The sequence below is a fragment of the Mesorhizobium sp. LNHC232B00 genome (genome assembly GCF_000502435.1).
In the GTDB taxonomy this organism is placed as follows: Bacteria; Pseudomonadota; Alphaproteobacteria; order Rhizobiales; family Rhizobiaceae; genus Mesorhizobium; species Mesorhizobium opportunistum.
Window position 1 is genome coordinate 1 of sequence record NZ_AYWP01000014.1, and the last position, 22,067, is coordinate 22,067.

At 58.3% G+C, this 22,067-nt stretch carries 19 protein-coding genes and 5 pseudogenes; 19 read left to right on the forward strand and 5 right to left on the reverse strand.

Going from position 1 to position 22,067, the window contains the following annotated elements:
- Positions 1-480, forward strand: a 480-nt coding sequence (locus X743_RS1000000173965) for an acyl carrier protein (RefSeq protein WP_280801305.1), incomplete at its 5' end; no start/stop codon positions are given.
- Between the two features lie 105 nt (positions 481-585).
- On the opposite strand, the gene X743_RS151285 is transcribed toward X743_RS1000000173965, so the two are convergent.
- The 3 genes and pseudogenes from X743_RS151285 to X743_RS01000000169045 all read right to left on the reverse strand — a co-directional run.
- Positions 586-1,203 carry a hypothetical protein gene (locus X743_RS151285; protein WP_023749049.1) on the reverse strand — a complete coding sequence of 206 codons (618 nt, stop codon included), beginning with the start codon at positions 1,201-1,203 and terminating at the stop codon, positions 586-588.
- Positions 1,203-1,382 carry a hypothetical protein gene (locus X743_RS151280; protein ID WP_031194388.1) on the reverse strand — a complete coding sequence of 60 codons (180 nt, stop codon included), beginning with the start codon at positions 1,380-1,382 and terminating at the stop codon, positions 1,203-1,205. The genes X743_RS151285 and X743_RS151280 overlap by 1 nt, the downstream gene beginning before the upstream one ends.
- Positions 1,379-2,073, reverse strand: a pseudogene (locus tag X743_RS01000000169045) (IS6 family transposase); the annotation flags it as partial. The pseudogene X743_RS01000000169045 and the gene X743_RS151280, both read right to left, overlap by 4 nt.
- A gap of 330 nt (positions 2,074-2,403) precedes the next feature.
- Between X743_RS01000000169045 and X743_RS151270 the strand changes: the two are divergent.
- From X743_RS151270 to X743_RS01000000169050, 3 genes and pseudogenes are all read left to right on the forward strand, one after another.
- Positions 2,404-2,781, forward strand: coding sequence for a hypothetical protein (locus tag X743_RS151270; RefSeq protein WP_023679574.1), 378 nt, complete (start codon positions 2,404-2,406; stop codon positions 2,779-2,781).
- A 217-nt stretch (positions 2,782-2,998) separates the two neighbouring features.
- A pseudogene (locus X743_RS1000000173340) lies at positions 2,999-3,202 on the forward strand (DUF1403 family protein); the annotation flags it as partial.
- A gap of 27 nt (positions 3,203-3,229) precedes the next feature.
- Positions 3,230-4,008, forward strand: a pseudogene (locus X743_RS01000000169050) (IS6 family transposase).
- A gap of 57 nt (positions 4,009-4,065) precedes the next feature.
- Here X743_RS01000000169050 and X743_RS151260 read toward each other — a convergent pair.
- Positions 4,066-5,985 carry a potassium transporter Kup gene (locus X743_RS151260; protein WP_023766567.1) on the reverse strand — a complete coding sequence of 640 codons (1,920 nt, stop codon included), beginning with the start codon at positions 5,983-5,985 and terminating at the stop codon, positions 4,066-4,068.
- A gap of 196 nt (positions 5,986-6,181) precedes the next feature.
- Between X743_RS151260 and X743_RS1000000172115 the strand changes: the two genes are divergently transcribed.
- The 4 genes and pseudogenes from X743_RS1000000172115 to virD4 all read left to right on the forward strand — a co-directional run bounded on the left by X743_RS1000000172115 (position 6,182) and on the right by virD4 (position 9,769).
- Positions 6,182-6,388 carry a hypothetical protein gene (locus tag X743_RS1000000172115; RefSeq protein WP_023737128.1) on the forward strand — a complete coding sequence of 69 codons (207 nt, stop codon included), beginning with the start codon at positions 6,182-6,184 and terminating at the stop codon, positions 6,386-6,388.
- Between the two features lie 16 nt (positions 6,389-6,404).
- Positions 6,405-6,698: pseudogene (locus tag X743_RS151255) on the forward strand (integrase core domain-containing protein); the annotation flags it as partial.
- A gap of 301 nt (positions 6,699-6,999) precedes the next feature.
- The gene (locus X743_RS151250) at positions 7,000-7,776 is read left to right on the forward strand and encodes a hypothetical protein (RefSeq protein WP_245260339.1); all 777 of its coding nucleotides are present in this window, start codon (positions 7,000-7,002) and stop codon (positions 7,774-7,776) included.
- 247 nt (positions 7,777-8,023) lie between these two features.
- A complete protein-coding gene (virD4, locus tag X743_RS151245) occupies positions 8,024-9,769 on the forward strand; it encodes a type IV secretion system ATPase VirD4 (RefSeq protein WP_023766569.1) in 1,746 nt (581 codons plus the stop codon).
- Positions 9,770-10,462: 693 nt separating this feature from the next.
- On the opposite strand, the pseudogene X743_RS1000000169840 reads toward virD4, so the two are convergent.
- A pseudogene (locus tag X743_RS1000000169840) lies at positions 10,463-11,289 on the reverse strand (response regulator).
- Positions 11,290-12,580: 1,291 nt separating this feature from the next.
- On the opposite strand from X743_RS1000000169840, the gene X743_RS151235 reads away from it, so the two are divergent.
- The 11 genes from X743_RS151235 to virB11 all read left to right on the forward strand — a co-directional run bounded on the left by X743_RS151235 (position 12,581) and on the right by virB11 (position 22,011).
- Complete coding sequence (locus tag X743_RS151235; protein ID WP_023766572.1) at positions 12,581-13,366, forward strand: type IV secretion system lytic transglycosylase VirB1; 786 nt, start codon at positions 12,581-12,583, stop codon at positions 13,364-13,366.
- Between the two features lie 74 nt (positions 13,367-13,440).
- Positions 13,441-13,746, forward strand: coding sequence for a pilin major subunit VirB2 (gene virB2, locus X743_RS151230; RefSeq protein ID WP_023673707.1), 306 nt, complete (start codon positions 13,441-13,443; stop codon positions 13,744-13,746).
- Entirely contained in the window at positions 13,746-14,072 is a 327-nt protein-coding gene (locus tag X743_RS151225) for a type IV secretion system protein VirB3 (protein WP_023679584.1), read from the forward strand. Before virB2 ends, X743_RS151225 begins: the two co-directional genes overlap by 1 nt.
- Positions 14,072-16,441: a VirB4 family type IV secretion/conjugal transfer ATPase gene (locus X743_RS151220; protein WP_023737137.1), complete on the forward strand. Its 2,370-nt coding sequence runs from the start codon at positions 14,072-14,074 to the stop codon at positions 16,439-16,441. The genes X743_RS151225 and X743_RS151220 overlap by 1 nt, the downstream gene beginning before the upstream one ends.
- 13 nt (positions 16,442-16,454) lie before the next feature.
- The gene (locus X743_RS151215) at positions 16,455-17,138 is read left to right on the forward strand and encodes a type VI secretion protein (RefSeq protein WP_023766574.1); all 684 of its coding nucleotides are present in this window, start codon (positions 16,455-16,457) and stop codon (positions 17,136-17,138) included.
- 55 nt (positions 17,139-17,193) lie between these two features.
- A complete protein-coding gene (locus X743_RS151210) occupies positions 17,194-18,081 on the forward strand; it encodes a type IV secretion system protein (protein WP_023766575.1) in 888 nt (295 codons plus the stop codon).
- Between the two features lie 27 nt (positions 18,082-18,108).
- Positions 18,109-18,267 (forward strand): type IV secretion system lipoprotein VirB7, encoded by a 159-nt coding sequence (locus tag X743_RS1000000170775; protein ID WP_081731114.1) that lies wholly within the window; start codon positions 18,109-18,111, stop codon positions 18,265-18,267.
- A complete protein-coding gene (locus X743_RS151205) occupies positions 18,264-18,977 on the forward strand; it encodes a type IV secretion system protein VirB8 (RefSeq protein WP_023766576.1) in 714 nt (237 codons plus the stop codon). The genes X743_RS1000000170775 and X743_RS151205 overlap by 4 nt, the downstream gene beginning before the upstream one ends.
- Entirely contained in the window at positions 18,974-19,858 is an 885-nt protein-coding gene (locus X743_RS151200) for a TrbG/VirB9 family P-type conjugative transfer protein (RefSeq protein ID WP_023766577.1), read from the forward strand. The genes X743_RS151205 and X743_RS151200 overlap by 4 nt, the downstream gene beginning before the upstream one ends.
- On the forward strand, positions 19,851-20,987 hold the full coding sequence (gene virB10 / locus X743_RS151195; protein WP_023766578.1) for a type IV secretion system protein VirB10: 1,137 nt from the start codon (positions 19,851-19,853) through the stop codon (positions 20,985-20,987). Before X743_RS151200 ends, virB10 begins: the two co-directional genes overlap by 8 nt.
- The gene (gene virB11, locus X743_RS151190; protein WP_023737143.1) at positions 20,971-22,011 is read left to right on the forward strand and encodes a P-type DNA transfer ATPase VirB11; all 1,041 of its coding nucleotides are present in this window, start codon (positions 20,971-20,973) and stop codon (positions 22,009-22,011) included. The genes virB10 and virB11 overlap by 17 nt, the downstream gene beginning before the upstream one ends.
- The last annotated feature ends 56 nt before the right edge of the window (positions 22,012-22,067 follow it).

The window sequence follows — 22,067 nt, forward strand, 5'->3', positions numbered from 1 at the left end:
CTGGCTCACGTGAAAGAACATAGTCAAACTGCTTGCTATCGTGGACTGCGGTTACCTTCAGGGCATGCATCGGCGATGAGGCGCCGCATTGCGGCATCATCGTCAATGACAAGAACATGTTTCAACCGCACACCTCGTTTTGGGGGTTGCGCCCCGATCAGGGTTGCATTACCTGAATCTGCAAGCAAAAGGCATGTATTAGTGATGACATTACTTGAAATTGAACAACTGGTTCTCAAAACCCTCAACGCTCTAGTTGCCGAAAAAGTAGAGGTCTCGATGACAACCAGAATGCGGGATCTCGGCCTCGACAGCCTCGACTATAACGAGCTTGCTACGGCGATCGAGAGCCGACTTGGCTGGTTTGTCGACGATTACAAGCTCTGGCAATACGAGTCCGTAAGGCATGTCGCCGACGCCGTCGCCAGTCAGGAGTTGCGCACCGCGGAACCACCAGCAGTGCGGCAAGTGCTGGAGTAGTGCTGTAGGCACAGGTTACGGTGAGGGCAGCTTGGGCGGCGGTAGCTATGGCCATTGCTCCGCTGTGGTTTGTATCCGTGACTGGTGTGTTTGAGAACTGTTGGGTCAGCCCGGTCCATGTCGCAGTGCCGATGCCCCCTTGGTGGCGTTGCCCGCAATTGCGATCGCTGCGCCCAGGGCACCAATGCTGACGGTCGTTGTCAGGCCACCCGTTGAATTGTTGTCAGAGGCAACAGTGCCCACCACACCATCCCAATTGGTGGTCGTATCGACCGACATGTAGTCACGGAACACGCTCTCACTATACGTGGTCACGATCGTTGCCGTCGTACCGGTTGGCACGAGGGCTGACCACACTGACAGATAGACCACACCAGAATTGAAGATGCTTTCCACCTGAGCGAGAAGGGTGGCAGCCACACCCCCAATCGTCATACTGTTGACGGTCACTGCACTTTCGGTGTCAGTGGTCTCAGTTGTCACGATGACACGACGATTAGCGTGTGGCGCGACAAGAAGCGGAATGCTGGTGTGGGTGTAAACGGTCGTGGCAGTCGAGTCTTCGTGAGTGCCATTGAAGACCAGATCTATCGGGAACATTTTCTCCCAGACGCCCGAGCTGCGCACATAGACCTGTCGAGCCTTGGTCCAGAGGCTTGAGATTTTCACCCAGACGGCGCTGGCCGCCCCCCAGACCCCGGAGGCTTTGACGTAAAGGGCCATTACGGCTGCACCCAGAAATCACCGTCCACGCCGCCAGAAGGGGCAGCGGCCGAGATCGTGACGCTGCGATTTGCCATCGTGCCGACGCCGAGAAGCGCCTTGGTCTGGGCAATGGACTGCGGTCGACGATAATTGTCCCCGGTGCCGTCACTCGACACGCGACCGACGAAGCTCGTCACAGCGTCGGCACCTGTGGCGTAGGTCGAGCGGTACAAACGCGTCGTGATATCACCAGCGCCATCGCGCTGAGGCGATGAACATGTATGGCGAGAGCAGAACGTTTGGGGCGGGGCGGGACGAAGAGGTTGCGGAGGGCTGACAAGGTCGAGACGAAGCGTTGCAGGCCTCTCGGCGATCGGACCCCTGCATCATCCGCTCCCGTTTTCGCGGCGGCACATGGGAATTCTCCGCTCCGTTGTTCAACCCCTTGTGCGACCGGTGCTTGACGTCCGGCATCACCTGTCGCTTTGCCGCTCCATACGAGCGCAGCTAGTCGGTGATCATGCGCTTCGGCGCGAGCCCCTGCTTCTTCAACAGCCGCGTCAGCAAGCGCTTGGCGGCCTTGGTGTTGCGGCGGTTTTGCACGATTTCGTCCAGCACATATCCATCCTGGTCGACGGTGCGCCACAACCAAAGCTTTTTGCCGGGCGATGGTGACGACCACTTCGTTCAGGTACCAGACGTCATTCCGGCACGCGGCTTGCGGCGCAAGCAGCGAGCGCAGTCCAGCCCGAACTTGATGCCCCACCGGCGACTTGTCTCATACGAAACCACGATGCCGCGTTCCAGCAGCATTTCCTCAACCAGGCGCAGGCTCAGCGGAAACCGGAAATAAAGCCAGACCGCGTGGGCGATAATAGGCGGCGGAAATCGGGGGGCGTGTAGCTGACGGCGGGCGTATTCATGCCCCCCGGGCGTCCATGTCGCAAATCTTGACGATTGCTTTGTGTGTCAAGCCCGCCGCAGGTCTCAACGCGTTCAATGCAGACATTGTGAAAATCGCCCTATTCCGCCTTTTTTTACCGCCCCTTAAGTCCCCCGCTCGCATGCTTGTCGATGCCATTGAACTCATAGCCATCGGCCAAGGATTTTGGAAAATATGTTTCCGCTCGCAGCAGAAAACGTGAGAGTCGCTGTAGGCCTAACGTTAAGGGGAGAGAGCGGTTTGATTGGACGAAATGGGTACCGGAGTACCGAGTCATGAAGCCACGAGGTAATCTGGTCCGACTGAAGCAATTTCAGGTGAATGAGAAGCGGCGACAGTTGCACCAGCTAGACATCATGATTGCCGATTTCGAACGCATGGCGCGAGAACTGGACTTCCAGTTAAACGCCGAGGAAACGAAGGCCGGCATCTCCGATGTCAATCATTTCGCTTATCCGACGTTCGCCAAGGCCGCTCGCCTACGTCGTGACAACGTCAAGAATTCGCAATCGGACCTTCTGCGGCAGAGAACCGCAGCCGAGCCATGCCTCGCCGAGGCTGAAGCAGAGCTCTCCAAGGCGCAAATGCTAGAATCGCGCAGCGGCAGAGGCCACGACCTCGAACCCGGCAACCGAAGCGCCATGATCGGCTGAGCCGGATGGCTTCAGCGCGCCTCATTCGCGACACCCGACTGGCCGTTGGCGCGCGAGAGGCGTGCGGGCACTGTAAAGATATCAGCGTATTGATGCAGCGATAGCTGGTCGGGACGGCTGTCAGCTGCGGCGACATACGCGATTTTGTTCCAGATTTGCATGGCGGCGTTACGCAGGTATTGGGGGAAAGTGGAACTGGTTGGCACTCGGATCATCGGTGGAAACGAACCGCTGCCGGCGGATCGGCGCCTGGCGGCAACGCCTGGCGCTTTCGGCGGCGGCGGTAACGGCAAAGCAGGCTGGCCGGTCGAGGATGAAGCGGCACCTGCGCGATGCCGTTCTGCTCACGGCCGGGAGACGGGGTCGGCCCCGCCGGCCGGATGCTGCTCGCTTGGCGCGGCATCGTAAAGACAACCGACAGCTTATGAAGATGTGCGTACATTGGGCCATGTCAGAAGTTGCTCGTGATCCGCTCTATGGTCGCCACCGCTTTCCCGCCGAGATCATTGCGCACGCGGTATGGCTCTACTTTCGCTTTCCGCTCAGCCTGCGCATGGTTGAGGACATGCTGGCGGCCCGCGGCATCATCGTCACGCATCAGACCGTTCGAAGCTGCGCGGAGAAATTCGGACGGCATTCCGCCCAGGAGATCAATATCAGCCGGCTGCCTGGGCGACAAATGGCATCTCGATGAATGTGTCGTGGCTATCAGTGGCAAGAAGCAGTGGCTCTGGCGTGCCGTCGATCAGGACGGCTTCGTCCTCGAAGTGCTGGTACAAAGCCGCCGAAATGCCAAGGCGGCAAAGCGTCTGATGCGCAAGTTGCTGAAAGCTCAAGGGCGGACACCACGGATCATGATCACCGACAAGCTCCGATCCTATGATGCCGCCATGCGCGACCTCATGCCCGGCGTCGAACACCGGTCGCACACAGGCCTGAAAATCGAGCGGAAAATTCGCACCAGCCGACCCGACGACGCGAAAGGATCATGAAACGCTTCAAGTCGGCACGCCAGCTTCAGCGGTTCGTTTCCATCCATGATCCGATTGCCGACCTGCTCACTTTCCCTGCAATGCGCTGTCATCGGCTCAACATCGAGACCTGCGTAACGCCCCATGCAAATCTGGAACAAAATCGCGTGTGTCGCCACAGCGTGACAGCCGTCCCGGCCAGCTATCGCTGCATCAAGCCGCTGAAACTTACAGTGCCGGGCGCGCTGCTACCTGAATTTCCTTACCGCTCAATCAATGTGACAGCACCGATTCTTCTCAACCGCGGCATGCCCTAAATCGTCACTTGCGTTCCGATCTCGACGACGCGTCCGGTCGGGATCTGGAAGTACTCCGTCGCGTCGGCCGCCGTACGCGCCAGGCCGATGAACAACCGGTCCTGCCACACCGGCATGCCGGAATTGGGCGAGGCCTTGAGCGAACGCCGTGACAGGAAGAACGAGGTCGTCATGATGTCGAACTTCCAGCCTTGCTTGCGGCAGATCGCCAGCGCGCGCGGGATGTTCGGCTGCTCCATGTAGCCGAAGGTCAGCGTCACCCGCATGAACAGCTCGTTGACCGTCTCCATCTTGACCCGGTCGCTGTCGGGCACCACCGGTTGCGGCGCGGTCACCACCGAAAGGATGACGTTCTGCTCGTGCAGCACCTTGTAGTGCTTCAGGCTGTGCATCAGCGCGGTTGGCGCGCTGAGTGGATCGCTCGTCAGGAACACCGCGGTGCCGGACACCAGCTGCGGCTTTTTCTTCAGGAGATTGCCGGCGAGGAAATCGAGCGGGATTTCGTTGCGGCGGGTCTTGTCGAACAGATAGCGGCTGCCGCGCACCCAGGTCCACATAGCCAGCACAATGGTGAAGGCCACCGCCAGCGAAGCCCAGCCACCCTCGAACACTTTGACGATGTTGGAGGCAAAAAAGCCGACATCGATGAAGCCGAACAGCGCCGTCATGGCGACCGCCACCCACAGCCGCCATTTCCAGATCCGGGTCATGACGACGAACAGCAGCACCGTCGTCACCAGCATGTTGCCGGTCACCGAGATGCCATAGGCGGAGGCGAGCTTGCTCGATTCGCCGAAACCGACGACCAGCAGCATCACCGCCAGCGCCAGCAACAGATTGACGCGCGGCATGTAGATCTGGCCCGACTGCTTCTCCGAGGTGTGCAGGATTTCCAGGCGCGGCAGCATATTGAGCTGCACCGCCTGCCGGGTCAGCGAGAAGGCGCCGGAGATGACCGCCTGGCTGGCGATGACAGTCGCGGCCGTCGCCAGCACGACCATCGGGATCAGCGTCCAGCCTTCGTTCATCTCGAAGAATGGATGGCCGACGACGCCATTCTTGGCCAGCACGAAGGCGCCTTGCCCGGCATAATTGAGCAGCAGGCAGGGAAACACGATCGCCAGCCAGGCCAGCACGATCGGCTTGCGGCCGAAATGGCCGAGATCGGCATAGAGTGCTTCGGCGCCGGTGACGGCGAGGAAGATGGCGCCGATGGTCACGAAAGCGACGTCGGGCGAATTGATCAGAAACGCGACGATGTAGTGCGGGCTCACCGCCCACAGGATTTCCGGATCGGCGATGATGTGGTTGAGCCCGGAAAGGCCAATTGCCAGGAACCACACCGCCGTCACCGGGCCGAACACCAATCCTACCCCGCCCGTGCCGAAGCGCTGCACCGCAAACACCATGGTAAGAATGACCAGTGTCAGCGGCACGACATAGGGCTGGAAGGTCGGCGTGACGACATTCATGCCCTCAACCGCCGACAGCACCGATATCGCCGGTGTGATGACGGCATCACCGAAGAAAAGCGATGCCCCGACGATGCCGATGCCGAGCATCAGCGCCGAGCGCTTGGGGAAACTGCCGCGCGCCAGCGCCATCAGCGACAGCACGCCGCCCTCGCCGCCGTTATCGGCGCGCAGCACGAACATGATGTACTTGATGGTGACGATGATCGTCAGCGACCAGATGATCAATGACAAAACGCCGAGGATATCGCCGCGCTCGGCGACATTGCCGCCCGACGACGCCACCAGCGCCTCACGGAACGCGTAGATCGGGCTGGTGCCAATATCGCCATAGACAACGCCGAGCGCGCCTAGCATCAGCACCTCGGGGCTTTGCTGTTCGATTGCCGGATGGCTCGACTGTTCGACGGGTTCTGCCTCGCTACCAGTATTGGTAAGGACCATGGACGACACTCCGATAAGGGGCGGCCCTCTACCTTTGCTGCACTGCAATATCAAGTGCCGCGACGTAATGGCTCCGTATGCGGACCGCATTTGTTGCCGCACCGGCGGATTGTCTCATACGAAACCACGATCCCGCTCCCGGGCCATTTCCTCGACGAGACACAGGCCAAGGGGACCTGAAGGAGGGCCAGACCGGATGGGCGATGATCTGCGGCAGGAAACGATGGCGCTGCTTGTAGCTGACGGCATGTCTTTCTCCTTTGTGTGTCTGCCAGACGAGCGGGCGGGCACGGAAGTGGTCGCGCTCTGGCTGCCAGACATACTCGTCCAACCTGATGAAAACCTGACTTGTACACCCAGCCCAAACAGGTGCGAGGGGTCGGTCTATTACCAAAGGCTCTGAGGGCTGATTCTCTAGGGTTCGGCATTCAATACACCGAGCGCTTGCGGAGGCCGGCGTCGAACCCGCAGTGGGCAGTGTCGGCGACTCTTTCGATAATGCTCTCGCGGAAACGATCAACGGTCTTTACAAGGCCGAGGTGATCCATCGACGCGGACCCTGGCGCTCATTCGAGGCCGTCGAGTTCGCCACGCTCGAATGGGTCGACTGCTTCAACAATCGCTGGCTGCTGGAGCCCATCGGCAACATCCCGCCGGCCGAAGCCGAGGAACGCTACTACGGCATGTTGGATGAACCAGCCATAGCCGCGTGACTCAAACGAAACGGCCACCGGAATGCCCGGGGCAGTTCACATCGCATTTGATGCCAGCTTCATCGTATTTTCTTCGGCTTGGACGGGCACTTGGCAGACCCACAGAGCTGGGAACCCTTTGCCATACTACAACTGTAACATCATATCGGTTTAGCAGGTCAAGCTTTGGTGGTAACCTCATTGGGTAGAATAACTACTTTGGAGGCGAGCAATGGATCGCGATAACAAACGGGCACGTGCAGCTGCAAGATCATCTCAAGGCGTGGGGAGCAGTAGCCTCCGTGACGTTCCAGAGGGGCCATTGAGCGATGTTGCAGAACGGCTGGTAACCGCTAACCCGCGCGATACAGCGCGAAATCTTGGGGGCTTCAAAGGCCTCGGGACGCACGAGCGAACAGCCGTTCGGGGCACTCAACCCGGGCCAGAAACTGACCTCGCGAGATTTGAAAGGCGGACCAATCGTCTTGGACGATCAGCCATCGATCTGGCCGCGACATTAACAGCCGAATTGGGGTACAGCACGGATGACATAGCATTGCAGAAAGTCGGAGCGGCCAGTAATCTAGGCGATTACCTAACGCCAGGGCTGCAAGATGCTATTGTTAATCGCATTGGCAACATGGATCCGCCGTCGCAAGCTCTCGGAGCTTATTACGTTGCGCCACACTTCAGTAAGTTTACTGACGAAAACAAATCTCGCATTCTTGATCAGGCCATTGGATTGGCTTCTTCTGATCCGGATGGCAATGTCAGGATGATGGCATCCAATGCTATTCTCAACATGTATCAACAGTTAGACGCAAACCAACAGGCCCAAGCTCACTCAGTTTTTCCCGGCATGCAAGACATCTTGCCGCACATGCCGCCGCCGCAGCATGCAGCAGAGGAACGGAGTGCGAATCTGGACGGCCACATAGCAGGTATTGAGGCTGCAGTCCGTGATACAGTAGGCCCGCAAACCTCGTATGAACAGCTGCAGCGGGGTGCTCAAATCGGGCGGTCCATAAACCACGCCTTCAATCACGCCCGAGAGGACCTAATGGAGGCCACCAGAAGCAGAGATCGCTCCGGCCGTTGAGGTCTCGGCCATGGTACAGTGACGCTTTCTCTCCCGAATTCCGTTTACGGCCTTGCCGTTTCCAATTCGCTGGCCGTTGACGTACCTGCTTAGTGTAACTTTCAAAAACCACGTCTGCCGGGTGATGCGCTGCAAGCATCGCACCACCCGCTGCGGCATCGATCTGTCGAGCGGCGACATCGCGCGACGCCGGTTCGGTCTCTGAAGCACGCGCAGCATTAGCTACGGCTAATCCGGCAATGGAACAATGCTTTCAACAAAAACGACGCCCCCCAACATAGCCATTAGCATCGCGTGCTCACTCGCCGTGGGCTTCTGTGCGGCAAGTCTTTACGCAACCTTCCGCCACGGCGGCAGCGGCGAGGCTCTGATGGCGTTTGATGTCCGTGCCTTTTGGTTTGAGACGCCCTTCTATTTGGGTTTCGCAACCCCCGTTTTCTATCGGGGCGCGGCTATCGTGCTCTCGACGTCCGCGGTCGTCTTGCTGATTCAGCAGATCGTATTGCGCCGCAAGCTCGAACACCACGGGACGGCTCGTTGGGCTCGAGTGGATGAAATGCGACGCACGGGATATCTGCGACGATACCGTGGCGTGACAGGGCCGGTGTTTGGGAAGACAAGTGGCCCTTTCTGGCCTGGCTACTACCTGACCAATGGCGAGCAGCCTCACAGCCTCATCGTTGCACCGACCCGCGCTGGCAAGGGCGTCGGCATAGTCATTCCAACGCTACTTACATTCAAAGGCTCGGTGATAGCTCTGGACGTCAAGGGGGAGCTCTTTGAGCTCACCTCGAGGGCGCGCAAAGCCGCAGGTGACGACGTGTTTAAATTCGCGCCGCTGGATTCGGAGCGGCGCACAAACTGCTACAATCCGCTGTTGGATCTTATAGCGTTGCCTCCACAGCAGCAATTCACCGAAGCCCGCCGCTTGGCCGCAAACCTGATTACGGCCAAGGGGGAGGGCGCGGAAGGTTTCGTCAGCGGCGCGCGAGATATCTTTGTCGCGGGAATCCTTGCCTGCATCGAGCGGGGCACGCCAACAATCGGCGCCGTCTATGACCTCTTCGCCCAGCCGGGGGAGAAGTTTAAGCTCTTCGCGCGACTCGCCATGGAGACCCAGAACAAAGAGGCACAACGCATCTTCGACGACATGGCGGGGAACGATACGAAAATCCTAACCTCCTACACTTCCGTGCTCGGCGATGGCGGGCTCAACCTGTGGGCGGATCCCGCTGTAAAGGCGGCCACAAGTCGCTCGGACTTTTCGGTCTATGATCTTCGCCGTCGCAGAACGTGCATCTATCTTTGCGTTGGTCCGAACGACCTTGAGGTGATCGCGCCTCTGATACGCTTGTTTTTTCAGCAAATCGTTTCAATTCTGCAGCGGTCGCTGGCCCGCCGGGATGAAAAGCACGAGGTTCTCTTCCTGCTCGACGAGTTCAAGCACTTGGGTAAGCTGGAAGCGATCGAGACCGCAATCACGACTATCGCGGGCTACAAGGGGCGTTTCATGCTCATCATCCAAAGCCTTTCGGCACTGACGGGGGCTTATGGAGAGGCTGGCAAGCAGAATTTTCTCAGCAATACCGGACTGCAAGTGTTCATGGCCACGGCTGATGACGAGACTCCGAACTACATTTCCAAGGCCATCGGTGAATACACGTTTGAAGCCAAATCGATTTCCCACAGCCAGGCGCGAACGTTCGACTGGACCATTCAGAATTCACATCAAGGTGCACCGCTATTGCGTCCCGAACAGGTTCGGCTGCTCGATGACGACTACGAGATTGTTCTCATCAAAGGTCTGCCACCATTAAAATTGAGGAAGGTGCGATATTTTTCGGATCGCATTCTGAAACGCATCTTTGAAAGCCAGACAGGCGCCCTCCCGGAGCCGGCGCCCTTGACGGGAGCAGAGGAGGCGCTCTCCGCAGAATCTCAACTCGATGACCCGCTGTGTGAATTGGCGCAGGACTTTGACGATACAGTTTGATGTGAGGCTAGTATGAACCCGCGAAATAGTAATCCATCCCGTGTAACAGCTTTGTCGCAGGTGCAGGACGCCGGCTTGGAAGACGGGCAAGCGGTCCAGGCCCGGCGAGTGGGCTTTGAGCAGCACGTGTCCGAGGCGCTCCGGCCGCTGTTCGATGGTCGAGCTGACGAGCCGCCAACCAAACCAGAGGAGCTTCTGCGACTGGAACAGGGGGTTTCGCGAGGTGCTTCAGCGAGGGCAGGATCATCAAGCCGCCTCGTCTTTTTTCAGCAACCCAGGGATGCCCGCTGGACGGGATGACCTCAAGGGAAGCGTGTCGGAGGCTTTCGCAAGCTCTGGGACGCCGGAGTTCGGGCCGCCGCCCCCAGTCTTGGCTGCCAGCCAACAGCAGATCCGCCCTTCGCCGGATGAGCTTGACCAGGGCAACCACCTGCCACCCGAGTGAGTCGTCCCAACAATGAACATTCACCAGCGCTGTTGTGGCCAGCGCAGACGCAGAGGGCCCTGAATACGCCGCAAGCCGTCGCCATTCAGCAGCAGCTGAGCGAAATCGGCAATTCAGGCGGCCGCGTGCATATGCAGAGAGGGGCTGATGCGATCTCCGGACCGGTAGCTCTCGCCGTAATTGATCAGGCTGGTACTGTTGGAAGGCTTGATCAGCCTCGTCACCCCAATCTCCAGCATAGCTCACTGTCACGCGGCCAACGTGCCTCCGTAGCTAACATCTACGTCAGCGTTGAAGAAGTACCCCGCGCCACGGGATGTTTTGACCAGGCGAGGGTTGGCCGCATCAGCCTCCAGCTTTCGGCGCAAGCGCATGATTAGGACATCGATACTTCGATCGTACACCTCTTCTCCACGCACACGGCTCGCGAGCAAAAGCCGTTCTCTGGATAGCACGTTGCGGGGGTTCTCCAGAAATGCGATCAAGAGATTGAACTCACATGCGGTAAGCTTGACCTCGCCACGCTCCGCACAGATCAGTCGCCGCTGCTTCACGCTGAGCTTCCAGGCCCCAAAGCGAAATGAGCGCTGCTCTCTGGTTCGCGGACTAGAAATGCGCTGGCGTAGCGCTACTCGAATGCGGGCNGCTGCTTCACGCTGAGCTTCCAGGCCCCAAAGCGAAATGAGCGCTGCTCTCTGGTTCGCGGACTAGAAATGCGCTGGCGTAGCGCTACTCGAATGCGGGCCAAGAATTCGCGCATCCCGAAAGGCTTGGGAATGAAATCGGTTGCGCCGAGCTCCAGTGCAACCACTTTTTCCGCCTCATCAAGCCGGTCGCCGCTGATCACTATGATAGGAACATCCGATTTTGTCGCCAGATTGCGGACGATCGCAAGTCCATCCTCCCGGCCTAGGTTAAGGTCAACAACCACGAGATCGACTGGCTCACGTGAAAGAACATAGTCAAACTGCTTGCTATCGTGGACTGCGGTTACCTTCAGGGCATGCATCGTGAGATACTCGGCGATGAGGCGCCGCATTGCGGCATCATCGTCAATGACAAGAACATGTTTCAACGGCACACCTTCAATCTTGAATCCCCTTGTCTAAACCTGTTGCCGAGCAACCCTGGGGCACCGACCCAGAACAGCTGCTCCTTGATACCACTCGCCGTTGCGTGCGGCCAATGTGAGGCCGTGCTCGTCCTGTTCTTTTCATCCCCAGCGAATTGACCGCACCAAGGCAGCCCGTGGCCACCAGACAGGTCCAAGCGCCGACATGACCCTGCCGTGTGGTCCTTCGCTTTTTCGCTTCGAGCTCCCCCGTTGGTGCAGGCCTGCCAATATCACTCAAGTTCGACCTCATGGATGCCAAGTTTCCTGCTATGCCCTTGCATCCTGGTCATCCTGGAGTTTGCGGACCTGGATCATCTCGATATCCTCCGGCTCGTGGATCCAGCTCGGACATGGTTGAGCAGCGCGGCGTTTGGCTTGATCGGAGAGGCGGTCGGCGGAAGAAGACCGTGATTCGCTGCAGCGGCCTTGTGCAAAATAGTGTGTCTCCTGCCAAGCCGGCTTCGTCCAAGGTGGCCGGCGGCCTCAAATGCTGTTCGGCGACCGGCAGATCGCCGGTTGCGGTGAACGTCCGGGCTAACATTTCTCAGTTACTGCAACTCCTCCATCTTGAGCGTGTCACTATGCTTGTCCATTGCGCCGTCGGACTCCGTCAATGACGTGCGGTTATCTGCCGATGGGACTGTGCATGATCCACCCTTTGGCGGCGGCGGCCGAACAGCTGAACGAGGCTCGCACCAGGATGGGCTGCGCCGCCACGTCTTCCCAGTTGACCCTCGCCGCCGCGGATTTGCGCCCTCGAGCCAGCTTCGCGGACGAGCTCGCGTCTCAAGCAATGATCTGAGTGTGCAGGGCCGCGCATGGCTGCTCTTTAACGACCGGCAGCATACCGGCAAAGTTGGGCCGCTTTATCGCCTTAGTCGATTCCCCACGGTGATCCCGAGCCTGAACAAGCCCGCCAAGCTCCCCATTTTGTCCTTGGCTTGGCGCTGACAGAAGTACCATCCATGACGCCAAAGTCGCGGCCCACACTCCAGGAGCAACGGACGGCCGGGACGAGCAATCCTGTACAGGAGTCATTGTACCAAGATGCTCCGGATGTCGCTGGCTGATCGGGCCCGCGCCACTCACGCATGCGCAAGATGCTCACCCACGCTGATACGAACACGGTCTTTGCTTCAATTGAAACCGAAAAGCTGAACTTGAACATCACACAGTAACAAACCTCCCCGATAAGCGCGTGCCGGACAGGGCCAGAACCCGTCCGGCGGCTTGGAAAGGTAGGTGATAGGGAATGTTTATTGCAGCTTGGCCGCTGGCCATCGTCCTGATGACATCCATGTCACTCCCAGCCGAGCCCGCGCCACTTTCTCCGCGTGAGTTCCGCAGCCTGTCGCGCAAATGCGCCCCCTGGGTTGCGCCGTCCACCCTCGCCGCGATTGCCAAGATTGAAAGTGGCTTTGAAACGCTGGTGGCTCATGACAACACCACAGGTGAGCAGCTTCGCTGGATAGACCACCTGGAAGCCACGCGGGGCATCAAGGAACGCCTCGAAGCACAACATTCTGTCGATGTTGGATTGATGCAGATAAACAGCAAGAACTTTGCCGTGCTCAATCTCACGCCGGAAAGGGCTTTCGAGCCCTGCGCCTCGCTTTCGGCTGCCGCCCACCTGCTTGAAAGCCGGTATGCCGGCGGCACCACTGCTGTGGCACAGCAACTGGCGCTTCGCCGTGCCATCTCGGCCTATAACACGGGCGACGTCACGCATGGCTTCGCCAACGGTTATGTACGCAAGGTCGAGTCGGCCGCAAAGGACATCTCAAGTCTCCTTGAGAGAACGCTGGAGCCGACTGCTCGAGATGTGCCGCACCTTGAGGCACCCGGTCGGAAAGCCGTGCCGCCTCTGCTCCAGCAGAGCCAACAGGCCAATAGAAAGAAGCAGCCCAACCAAGATTCTTGGGACATCTGGGGCTCGTATCAGCCAGACCGCTCCGGGGCCGATCCCTCCGATCCGACAGGCAGCCAGGCTGCGAAAGCACGGGAACCCTCGAACCCGAACAAACTCGTATTCGATTGAAACATGGAGATGCAATGATGACGCCACTCAAGATACTTCGTGCGCTTAAAACGCGTGTTCCTTCGCCTTTTTTCATGCTGCGCATGGCGGCTGAATATGTACCGGCCGCTGCTGCAGGCGCGGCGTGGACGGTCTTCTACAGCGGGCCAGCCGCGGCTCAGGTGACCGGAGGGACGGATCCTGCCAAGATGGTCCAGAATATCTGCACGTTCATACTTGGGCCCTTTGGACAATCACTGGCCGTGCTCGGGCTCGTAGCCATCGGTATCTCTTGGATGTTCGGTCGTGCTTCACTTGGCCTGGTTGCGGGTGTCGTTGGAGGGATCGTCATCATGTTCGGGGCCAGCTTCCTGGGCAAGGCGCTCATAGGCGGTGGCTGATGAGCGACCGGTTGGAAGTGAGCACCCTCTATGTGGCGGCGACGCGCCCGGCACTGTTTCTGGGGGTGCCGCTGACGCTGGCCGGATTGCTCATGATGTTGGCTGGGCTTGTTATCATTATCCTTCAGAACCCGCTCTACGAAATCGTTCTCGCGCCACTCTGGTTCGGAGCACGGCTGGTTGTTGAGCGTGACTATAACGCGGCAAGCGTCGTGCTGCTCTATTTGCAGACGGCCGGCAGAAGCGTGGACGGGCCGGTCTGGGGAGGCGCAAGCGTCAGCGCCAATCCGATCAGAGTGCCGAAACGCGGAAGAGGAATGGTGTAATGTTCGGCGCCAGCGGCCGGACCGAGAGGTCTGGCGAGATCTACCTTCCGTATGTTGGTCACGTAAGCGATCAGGTTGTCCTTCTGGAAGACGGATCGATCATGGCCATGGCACATGTGAACGGTGTGCCCTTTGATTTGGAAGACGCTGAGATGCGCAACTCGCGCTGCCGCGCGTTCAACACTCTCTTGCGCAACATCGCCGATGACAATGTCTCGATATACGCTCATCTTGTGAGACACAACGATGTGCCGGCGCCGGCGCCGCGCCGGTTTCAAAGTGCATTCGCTGGCAGTCTGAGCGAGGCCTACGAGCGTCGTGTGCTGTCGGGAAAGCTCTTTCGCAACGATCACTTCCTCACTTTGATCGTGTCCCCCCGCACCGCAATCGGCAAGATCGGCTTGCGGATTGCCAAGTCCCGCAGACGGAATGAGCACGATCTAGCCACCCAAATGCGGAGCCTGGAAGACCTCTGGCACATCATTGCTGGCGCACTCGGCGGTTACGGTCTGCGCCGGTTGGGCATTCGTGAGAAAGGCAACGTGCTCTTCACGGAAATCGGCGAGGCGCTTCGGCTCATGATGACTTGCCGGTTTCTTCCGGTTCCGATGGTTACCGGCTCACTTGGCGCCTCGATCTACACTGACCAGGTCATCTGCGGGAAGCGGGCGCTTGAGATTCGAAGGCCCGGGGATAGCTCCGTCGGATCATTGTTTTCGTTCCGTGAATATCCGGCGACGACGCGGCCGGGCATGCTAAATTCCTTGCTGTCCGCCAACTTCCCGCTTGTCCTGAGCCAGAGCTTTTCCTTCCTCACTCGCCCGCAAGCTCATGCCAAACTAAGCCTTAAGTCCAGCCAGATGACGAGTGCCGGCGACAAGGCTCTCACCCAGATCAATGAACTTGCCGAGGCAGAGGACGCACTGGCAAGCAACGAATTCGTGATGGGTTCGCATCATCTGAGCCTGTGCGTCTATGCCGACAGCCTCAATAGCCTTGCAGATCGCGCAGCAAGTGCCCGCGCACGGCTGGCCGACGCGGGCGCCGTTATCGTCCAAGAGGGCATCGGCATGGAGGCCGCATATTGGTCCCAACTTCCGGGGAACAACAGGTGGCGCACGCGCCCGGGGGCGATCACCTCACACAATTTTGCCGGGCTCGTCTCATTTGAGAACTTCCCAAGCGGTTCCAGTTCCGGCCACTGGGGCAATGCTGTTGCGCGCTTTCGCACAAACGGTGGAACTTCTTTCGACTACATCCCCCATGAGAATGACGTCGGCATGACGGCAATATTCGGGCCCGTTGGCAAAGGCAAGACGACGCTGATGACCTTTGTCCTCGCGATGCTTGAGCAAAGCTTGGTCGATCGCAATGGTGCGATCGTCTTCTTCGACAAGGATCGGGGTGGTGAACTGCTGGTGCGAGCCACGGGAGGGACATATCTTGCGTTGCGCAGAGGCGCTCCGAGCGGCTTGGCCCCTCTGCGTGGACTGGACAACACCTCCGCCTCTCGGGACTTTCTGCGCGAGTGGTTGATGGCCCTGATCGAGAGTGACGGCCGTGGTCCGATCTCGCCGGAGGAAAGCCGTCGGCTGGAACGCGGCATTGTTCGTCAGCTTTCGTTCGAACCCCCTATGCGCTCACTTGCGGGCCTGCGCGAGTTCCTATTGCACAGCCCCTCCGAGGGCGCAGGAGCACGGCTGCAGCGGTGGTGTAGAGGGGGGGCGCTTGGATGGGCCTTTGACGGCGACGTGGACGAAGTAAGGCTGGATGCCTCCATTACGGGCTTCGACATGACGCAGCTCCTGGAATATGAGGAGGTCTGTGCACCGGCCGCCGCATACCTTCTGCATCGAGTGGGCGCTATCGTCGATGGTCGTCGGTTCGTGATGAGCTGCGACGAATTTCGATTCTATCTACTCAACCCCCAATTCTCGGCCGTTATCGACAAGTTCTTGCTCACGGTCCGCAAAAACAACGGCATGTTGATACTCGCAACGCAGCAGCCTGAACACGTTCTGGAATCGCCTCTCGGAGCTAGTCTCGTTGCGCAATGTATGACGAAAATTTTCTACCCATCACCGACGGCGGACCGCTCTGCGTATGTCGATGGCTTGAAGTGCACTGCGCAGGAGTTCGAGGCAATCCGCCAGGGAATGGCAATCGGCAGCCGCAAGTTTTTGCTCAAGCGCGATAGCGGGAGTATTGTTTGCGAATTCGATCTTGGGCAGATGCGCGAGTACGTAGCCGTACTCTCGGGGCGGGCCAACACAGTGCGCTTTGCCGACCAGCTTCGCAACCAGCACGGAGACGCCCCAAGTGGGTGGCTCGACAAGTTCATGGCCCGGTACCATGAAGTTCAAGACTGACGGAGGAATATTCATGAAACTTGCCAAACTTGCAGTAACGACCCTTGCTGCTTCCCTTCTGCTTCACGGACAGGCCCGGTCGCAATGGATCGTCACCGACCCTGTAACAGAAACACAATCGACCTTAACAGCGATTTCCAATGCGGCGATCCTTGAGAGGTCAATCGAGACGCTCGCTACGACGATCGAAATGGTGACAATGCTAACCTCGTCATTCGCTGTCACGGGAGTGCTAAGCTCACTGAACCAAGGAAATCATTACCCGTCGAGCAATAAGCTGGAGGAGCAGATGTTTGATGCTCGGGCGCCAGCTTCGATTATCGCCCGTAACATTGCGGAGGACCCAAATCGGATAGTCACGGGCGACGATTCAGAAGCGAAACTGTTAAAGGGACAAATCGCTGGGGCCGCCAATGCCGCAGCTATTGCAGCCGACACTTTGGGCATGATGGACAAGCGCCTTAAGGATAACGCCGGCACGCTTGGTCAGCTTTCCCGCTCGGGAAATATTATGCAGGCCACCGTGACCAACGGTCTGGTCCTCAAGCAGATTCACGATGCGATGATCCAAAATGCCCAGGCCACGAGTCTGCTGACTATGGCCACTGCACAAGGGAGCCTTCACGCCGCTGAGGAGGCCGCCACGCAGCGTCGCGAACATCGGGACACCGCTCGCATTTTTGGCCCCCTCCCGTGAACGCTGAGTTCATCAGGCTCAGCTGCGCTGATCAGGGACACATCAGGCTCACGCCATGAATTTCAAAATTCCCGCGCCATTCACGACTATACACACGATCTTTCATGGGGCCTTCACGTCCGGGCTGCACAAAGTGCTTGAAAACGTCCAAGCGGCGGTCAGTGCGCCTCTGGTTGCGTGTGTCACGCTCTGGATAATAATCCAAGGCTGTCTGGTCATGCGTGGTCAAGTCGATGCGCGCGGGGGTATCTCGCGCGTAATCATGGTGTCGATTGTCGTCGCCCTTATCTTAGGGCAGGCCAACTATCAGCAGTACATTGAAGCGCTTTTCGACGAAACGATTCCGAGGTTGGCTCACGACATCAGTGGCAGCGACTTGCCCTTCATCGGAATCGCCCAGAAGCTCGACATCATGTTTGCTTCAAGCCAGTATGTCTTTCAGCTGATTGCTTCCGAAATTGGGCCTATGAACGGCCAGGACATACTTGCTTTCGAGGGAGCGCAATGGATTTTCTACGGCGCGCTGTGGACAGCGTTCGAGATCTACGATGCCGTTGGAATTCTGACGAAGGTGCTCTTGACGATCGGCCCCCTGGTCCTTGTAGGCTACCTTTTTGATCACACTCGAGACATAGCCACCAGATGGATCGGCCAACTGCTCTCGTACGGGCTGCTGCTTCTCCTCCTCAACATCGTTGCAACGATAGTAATCGCTGCCGAAGCAGTCTCGCTGGCAGCCATGCTTTTGATGATCAAATTCTCGGGCACGACAGCAGCCAAGATCATCGGGCTTTACGAGCTCGACATGCTTTTCCTAGCTGGTGACGCTCTGATCGTCGCGCTTCCGACGATCGCCAGCAGCATCGCCGGCGGCTCTTGGGGAGGTGCGAACCGACCTCTTAACAGCCTCAATCGCCACTTTGCCAAAACGGCGGGTGGTTAATCAATCGACAAGTTCGGTGCCAAAAACATGAAATATTGCCTACTTCTGTCAATCCTCGCTTTGGCCGCCTGCAAGACGAGCCATGGGCTTGCGACGTGCGCGGGTGCCCCATTCCAACTGAACGTGGGACAATGGGAAACCACCCCTGAGGATCTTCAGGTCGAATGCGCGGAAGAGCCAAAGTGAAATTTCCTGAACATGCCCTTCTGGTGGAGAGAGAAACGCTAGCCGCCCACTATAAGAAGGTGGAAGCGTTTCAAACGTCACGAGCGAAGTCTGCGCGGCGCCTGTCAAAGGCCCTGATCGCCTTTGCCGCAGCGGCGGTCCTAGGAAATGTTGCCCAGGCATTTACCATCGCTGCCATGGTCCCGTTGGCCAAGCTCGTACCTGTGTTCCTCTGGGTCCGGCCGGATGGGACCGTCGACAGCGAAGTGTCAGTGTCTCGACTGCCGGCAACCCAAGACCGAGCCGTCATAAATGCTTCGCTGTGGGAATATGTACGCCTGCGCGAGGGGTACACAGCAGATACAGCCCAATACGCCTATGACCTCGTATCCAGTTTCAGCGCGCCGACTGTGCGACAGCAATATCAAGATTTCTTCAACTATCCGAATCCCACCTCGCCGCAAGTCACGGTCGGCAAGCGCGGCAAGCTCGAGGTCGGGCATATTTCTTCAAACGACATCAGTCCGGACGTTCAACAGATCCGTTACAAACGTACGCTTGTTGTCGATGGGCAGATGCCGATAGTGACCACCTGGACAGCTACCATCCGCTACGAGCGCTTGACGGGTCTGCCTGGGCAATCGAGGCTCACCAATCCGGGAGGTCTACTCATCACTTCCTATCAAAGCTCGGAAGATAGCGTATCGAACCTGGGCTATGTGCAGCCATGACAAAAAGAGCGTTTCTCGCGCTGGTCTGTTCACTCTTCTTAACGATGGAAGCGTCCGCGGAAGACACACCACTTGCCGGCAAGCATGATGCGCGCATGCGCTACCTGGCTTACCGTCCTGACGAAGTGGTGCGCCTGTCTACCGCAGTGGGGGCAACGCTGGTTGTCACATTCGCGGCCAACGAGACAGTCGCAGCCGTGGCCGTTTCCAATAGCAAAGACCTGGCTGCGCTCCCGCGCGCCAACTATCTCTTTTTTAAGGCTAGCCGGATGCTCCCGCCGCAGCCGGTCATCGTGCTGGCCGAGAGTGAGTCCGGTACACGGAGATACGTCTTCAGTATTTCAACGAGAGCGATGCCAAAACTCGATGAGCAGCAACCTGACCTATACTACAGTGTGCAGTTCACCTATCCTGCTGATGAGGCTGCTGCTCGGAGAAAGGACGCAGAAAGGCGCTCGATTCTTGGTCAGGCCCGGGCGAAAGTGCTGCACGACGAGAGAGTTCAGGATTTGTTGAATCGGCCCGCCGCAACTACCAGTCCGGACGAAAGCAATTTTCACTACGTCGCAAAGGGCGATCGATCGCTGTCGCCGCTGCAAGTTTTCGATAATGGCTTTACCACCGTATTTGGCTTCGCAAGCAATTCCCGCATACCCTCTCTCTACATTATCAATCCCGACGGCAAGGAAGCCGCTGCCAATTACACGGTCAAAGGAGACTATGTTGAAGTATCCGCAGTCGCCCGGGAATGGCGTCTGAGAGATGGCAATACGGTCTTGTCCATTTTCAACAGGGCTTATGACCCTGTGGGACGAGCGCCAGGGACCGGTACAGTGACACCCGACGTGTGGCGCGTTTTGAAAGGCTCGGCCGATGAATGAAACCGGCCCACAGTCGGGACATGATGTCCATGCCTCCGGATCGATGGTCTCGGAGCCGGCCCGCCGGCATGTTTCGGGATTGCAGAAGTTGGCCGTCGCTGCTCTTGTTCTCATCTCATCTCTATCACTCATCTGGCTCGGAGGTCGTCCCAGCACACAAGACGAACCAACTCAGCCAAAACCTCCAATTGTCGCCGACGCCGAACCATTCCGCCCCGTGCCGATTGAGATTGCTCCCGAAGCTCCAGCAGCCGTACAGGCGGCGCAGGCAGGAGATCCTGCGCCATCCACGCCGACTTCAGCTGATCCGCCGCCGGAGGAAACACCAATTTTCGCCTACAGTGGCAGCAGTAAAATGCCCAACGACGGTCAGCGGAGCGAAGACAACCATAGGGATGCTCCCGCGACCTCGGATGAGATTTCAGACGCTGGCGATCTGTCGGCGCGATTGAAGCCAGATATACAGGAGCCAAGCCGGGCCACACTTTTGCCGCACCCTGATCTCGTGATTACTCAAGGAACGATCATCCCCTGCATTTTGCAAACGGCAGTCGACACAAATTTACCGGGTTATGTGAAGTGCGTCTTACCTAAAGACGTCCGCGGCGCCACCAACAACGTGGTGCTTTTGGATCGCGGGACGACCGTGATTGGCGAGATCCAGCGTGGTCTCCAACAGGGGGATGCGCGTGTCTTCGTGCTGTGGACGCGCATGGAAACGCCTGACCATGCCCTCGTTTCGCTAGCATCGCCGGGCGCTGACGAGCTCGGCCGCTCCGGAATGCCTGGCACGGTGGATAATCACTTCTGGCAGCGCTTTGGCGGAGCAATGCTCATGAGCGTCATTCAAGGCGCGTTTCAGGCCGCCGGTCAATACGCTGGCAGCTCAGGTGGAGGAAGCGGTATCAACAGCTTCCAGAGCAACGCCGGACAAGCCGTTGAGACGACCCTTAGAGCAACGATCAACGTTCCGCCAACTCTGAAGAAAAACCAGGGAGATGCTGTATCCATCTTTGTGGCTCGGGACCTCGATTTCTCAGATGTATACGATCTTAGAGCGACCGCCGTGGCGCCAGCCCCCCCCCAACATCGCCAACGCCGGAGAGACAACAATGCGACCGGAGGCTGACCCTCAATTGCGTTTGCTTCTCAACCCTGTTCTGAAATGGCTTGAGGAGCCAAGGACCGAAGAGGTCGCTATCAACCGGCCTGGGGAAGCCTTTGTCCGACAGGCCGGCGTTTTCACGAAACATCCGCTACCGCTATCTTATGACGATCTGGAGGACATCGCGATCCTCGCTGGAGCGCTGCGCAAGCAAGATGTCGGACCGCAAAGCCCCCTCTGTGCGACTGAGCTGCCGAACGGAGAGCGGCTGCAGATCTGTTTGCCGCCCGCTGTTCCCTCAGGAACAATAAGCCTGACGATACGGCGTCCCTCAAGTCGTGTGACCGAACTCAAGGAAGTTTCTTCTCGCTACGAATACTCGCGTTGGAATCAATGGCGGTCACGAAAGGAGCGCCAAGAGCGGCAGGACGAAACGATTCTTCAGCACTACGACCATGGTGACTTGGAGCAATTTTTGCGAGCGTGCGTTTGCGGGCGGCTCACGATGCTGCTTTGCGGACCTACTGGTAGCGGCAAAACGACAATGAGCAAGACTTTGATCAACGCTATACCCCCGCAAGAGAGGCTGATAAGTATCGAGGACACGCTCGAACTTGCAATCCCGCACGAGAATCATGTCCGGTTACTCTATCCGAAGGACCGAGCAGGCGTAGGTGCGGTGACAGCCGAGCAACTGTTGCAAGCCAGCTTGCGCATGCGCCCTGATCGAATATTGCTTGGCGAGATGCGCGATGATGCTGCTTGGGCCTACCTTAGCGAAGTCGTCTCCGGCCATGCGGGATCAATATCGACGATTCATGGGGCGGATCCGGTCCAAGGCTTTAAAAAGCTCTTTTCACTCGTCAAGAGCAGCCCGCAAGGAGCTGCTGTGGAAGACCACACGCTTCTTGACCTGCTGTCGGCTGCCATTGACGTCATTGTGCCGTTTCGTACCCACGGCGACGTGTATGAGGTGGGGGAGGTGTGGCTCGCCGCCGATGCCCGGCGACGCGGAGAGACAGTAGCCGATCTTCTCAATAAGCACTAAGGCTCGAGCACGTCGGGGATCGGTAAGTCGTTTGTGATATGATGGCGCAACTTGTT

What these genes read in the sequence shown, in the direction of transcription:
- virB11 (WP_023737143.1), top strand. Translation starts at nt 20,971, where the DNA reads ATGCGACCGGAGGCTGACCCTCAATTGCGTTTGCTTCTCAACCCTGTT.
- virB2 (WP_023673707.1), top strand. Translation starts at nt 13,441, where the DNA reads ATGCTGCGCATGGCGGCTGAATATGTACCGGCCGCTGCTGCAGGCGCG.
- X743_RS1000000172115 (WP_023737128.1), top strand. Translation starts at nt 6,182, where the DNA reads ATGGGCGATGATCTGCGGCAGGAAACGATGGCGCTGCTTGTAGCTGAC.
- X743_RS151285 (WP_023749049.1), bottom strand. Translation starts at nt 1,203, where the DNA reads ATGGCCCTTTACGTCAAAGCCTCCGGGGTCTGGGGGGCGGCCAGCGCC.
- virD4 (WP_023766569.1), top strand. Translation starts at nt 8,024, where the DNA reads ATGCTTTCAACAAAAACGACGCCCCCCAACATAGCCATTAGCATCGCG.
- X743_RS151270 (WP_023679574.1), top strand. Translation starts at nt 2,404, where the DNA reads ATGAAGCCACGAGGTAATCTGGTCCGACTGAAGCAATTTCAGGTGAAT.
- X743_RS151215 (WP_023766574.1), top strand. Translation starts at nt 16,455, where the DNA reads ATGAAACTTGCCAAACTTGCAGTAACGACCCTTGCTGCTTCCCTTCTG.
- X743_RS151235 (WP_023766572.1), top strand. Translation starts at nt 12,581, where the DNA reads ATGTTTATTGCAGCTTGGCCGCTGGCCATCGTCCTGATGACATCCATG.
- X743_RS151200 (WP_023766577.1), top strand. Translation starts at nt 18,974, where the DNA reads ATGACAAAAAGAGCGTTTCTCGCGCTGGTCTGTTCACTCTTCTTAACG.
- X743_RS151260 (WP_023766567.1), bottom strand. Translation starts at nt 5,985, where the DNA reads ATGGTCCTTACCAATACTGGTAGCGAGGCAGAACCCGTCGAACAGTCG.
- virB10 (WP_023766578.1), top strand. Translation starts at nt 19,851, where the DNA reads ATGAATGAAACCGGCCCACAGTCGGGACATGATGTCCATGCCTCCGGA.
- X743_RS151220 (WP_023737137.1), top strand. Translation starts at nt 14,072, where the DNA reads ATGTTCGGCGCCAGCGGCCGGACCGAGAGGTCTGGCGAGATCTACCTT.
- X743_RS1000000170775 (WP_081731114.1), top strand. Translation starts at nt 18,109, where the DNA reads ATGAAATATTGCCTACTTCTGTCAATCCTCGCTTTGGCCGCCTGCAAG.
- X743_RS151225 (WP_023679584.1), top strand. Translation starts at nt 13,746, where the DNA reads ATGAGCGACCGGTTGGAAGTGAGCACCCTCTATGTGGCGGCGACGCGC.
- X743_RS151210 (WP_023766575.1), top strand. Translation starts at nt 17,194, where the DNA reads ATGAATTTCAAAATTCCCGCGCCATTCACGACTATACACACGATCTTT.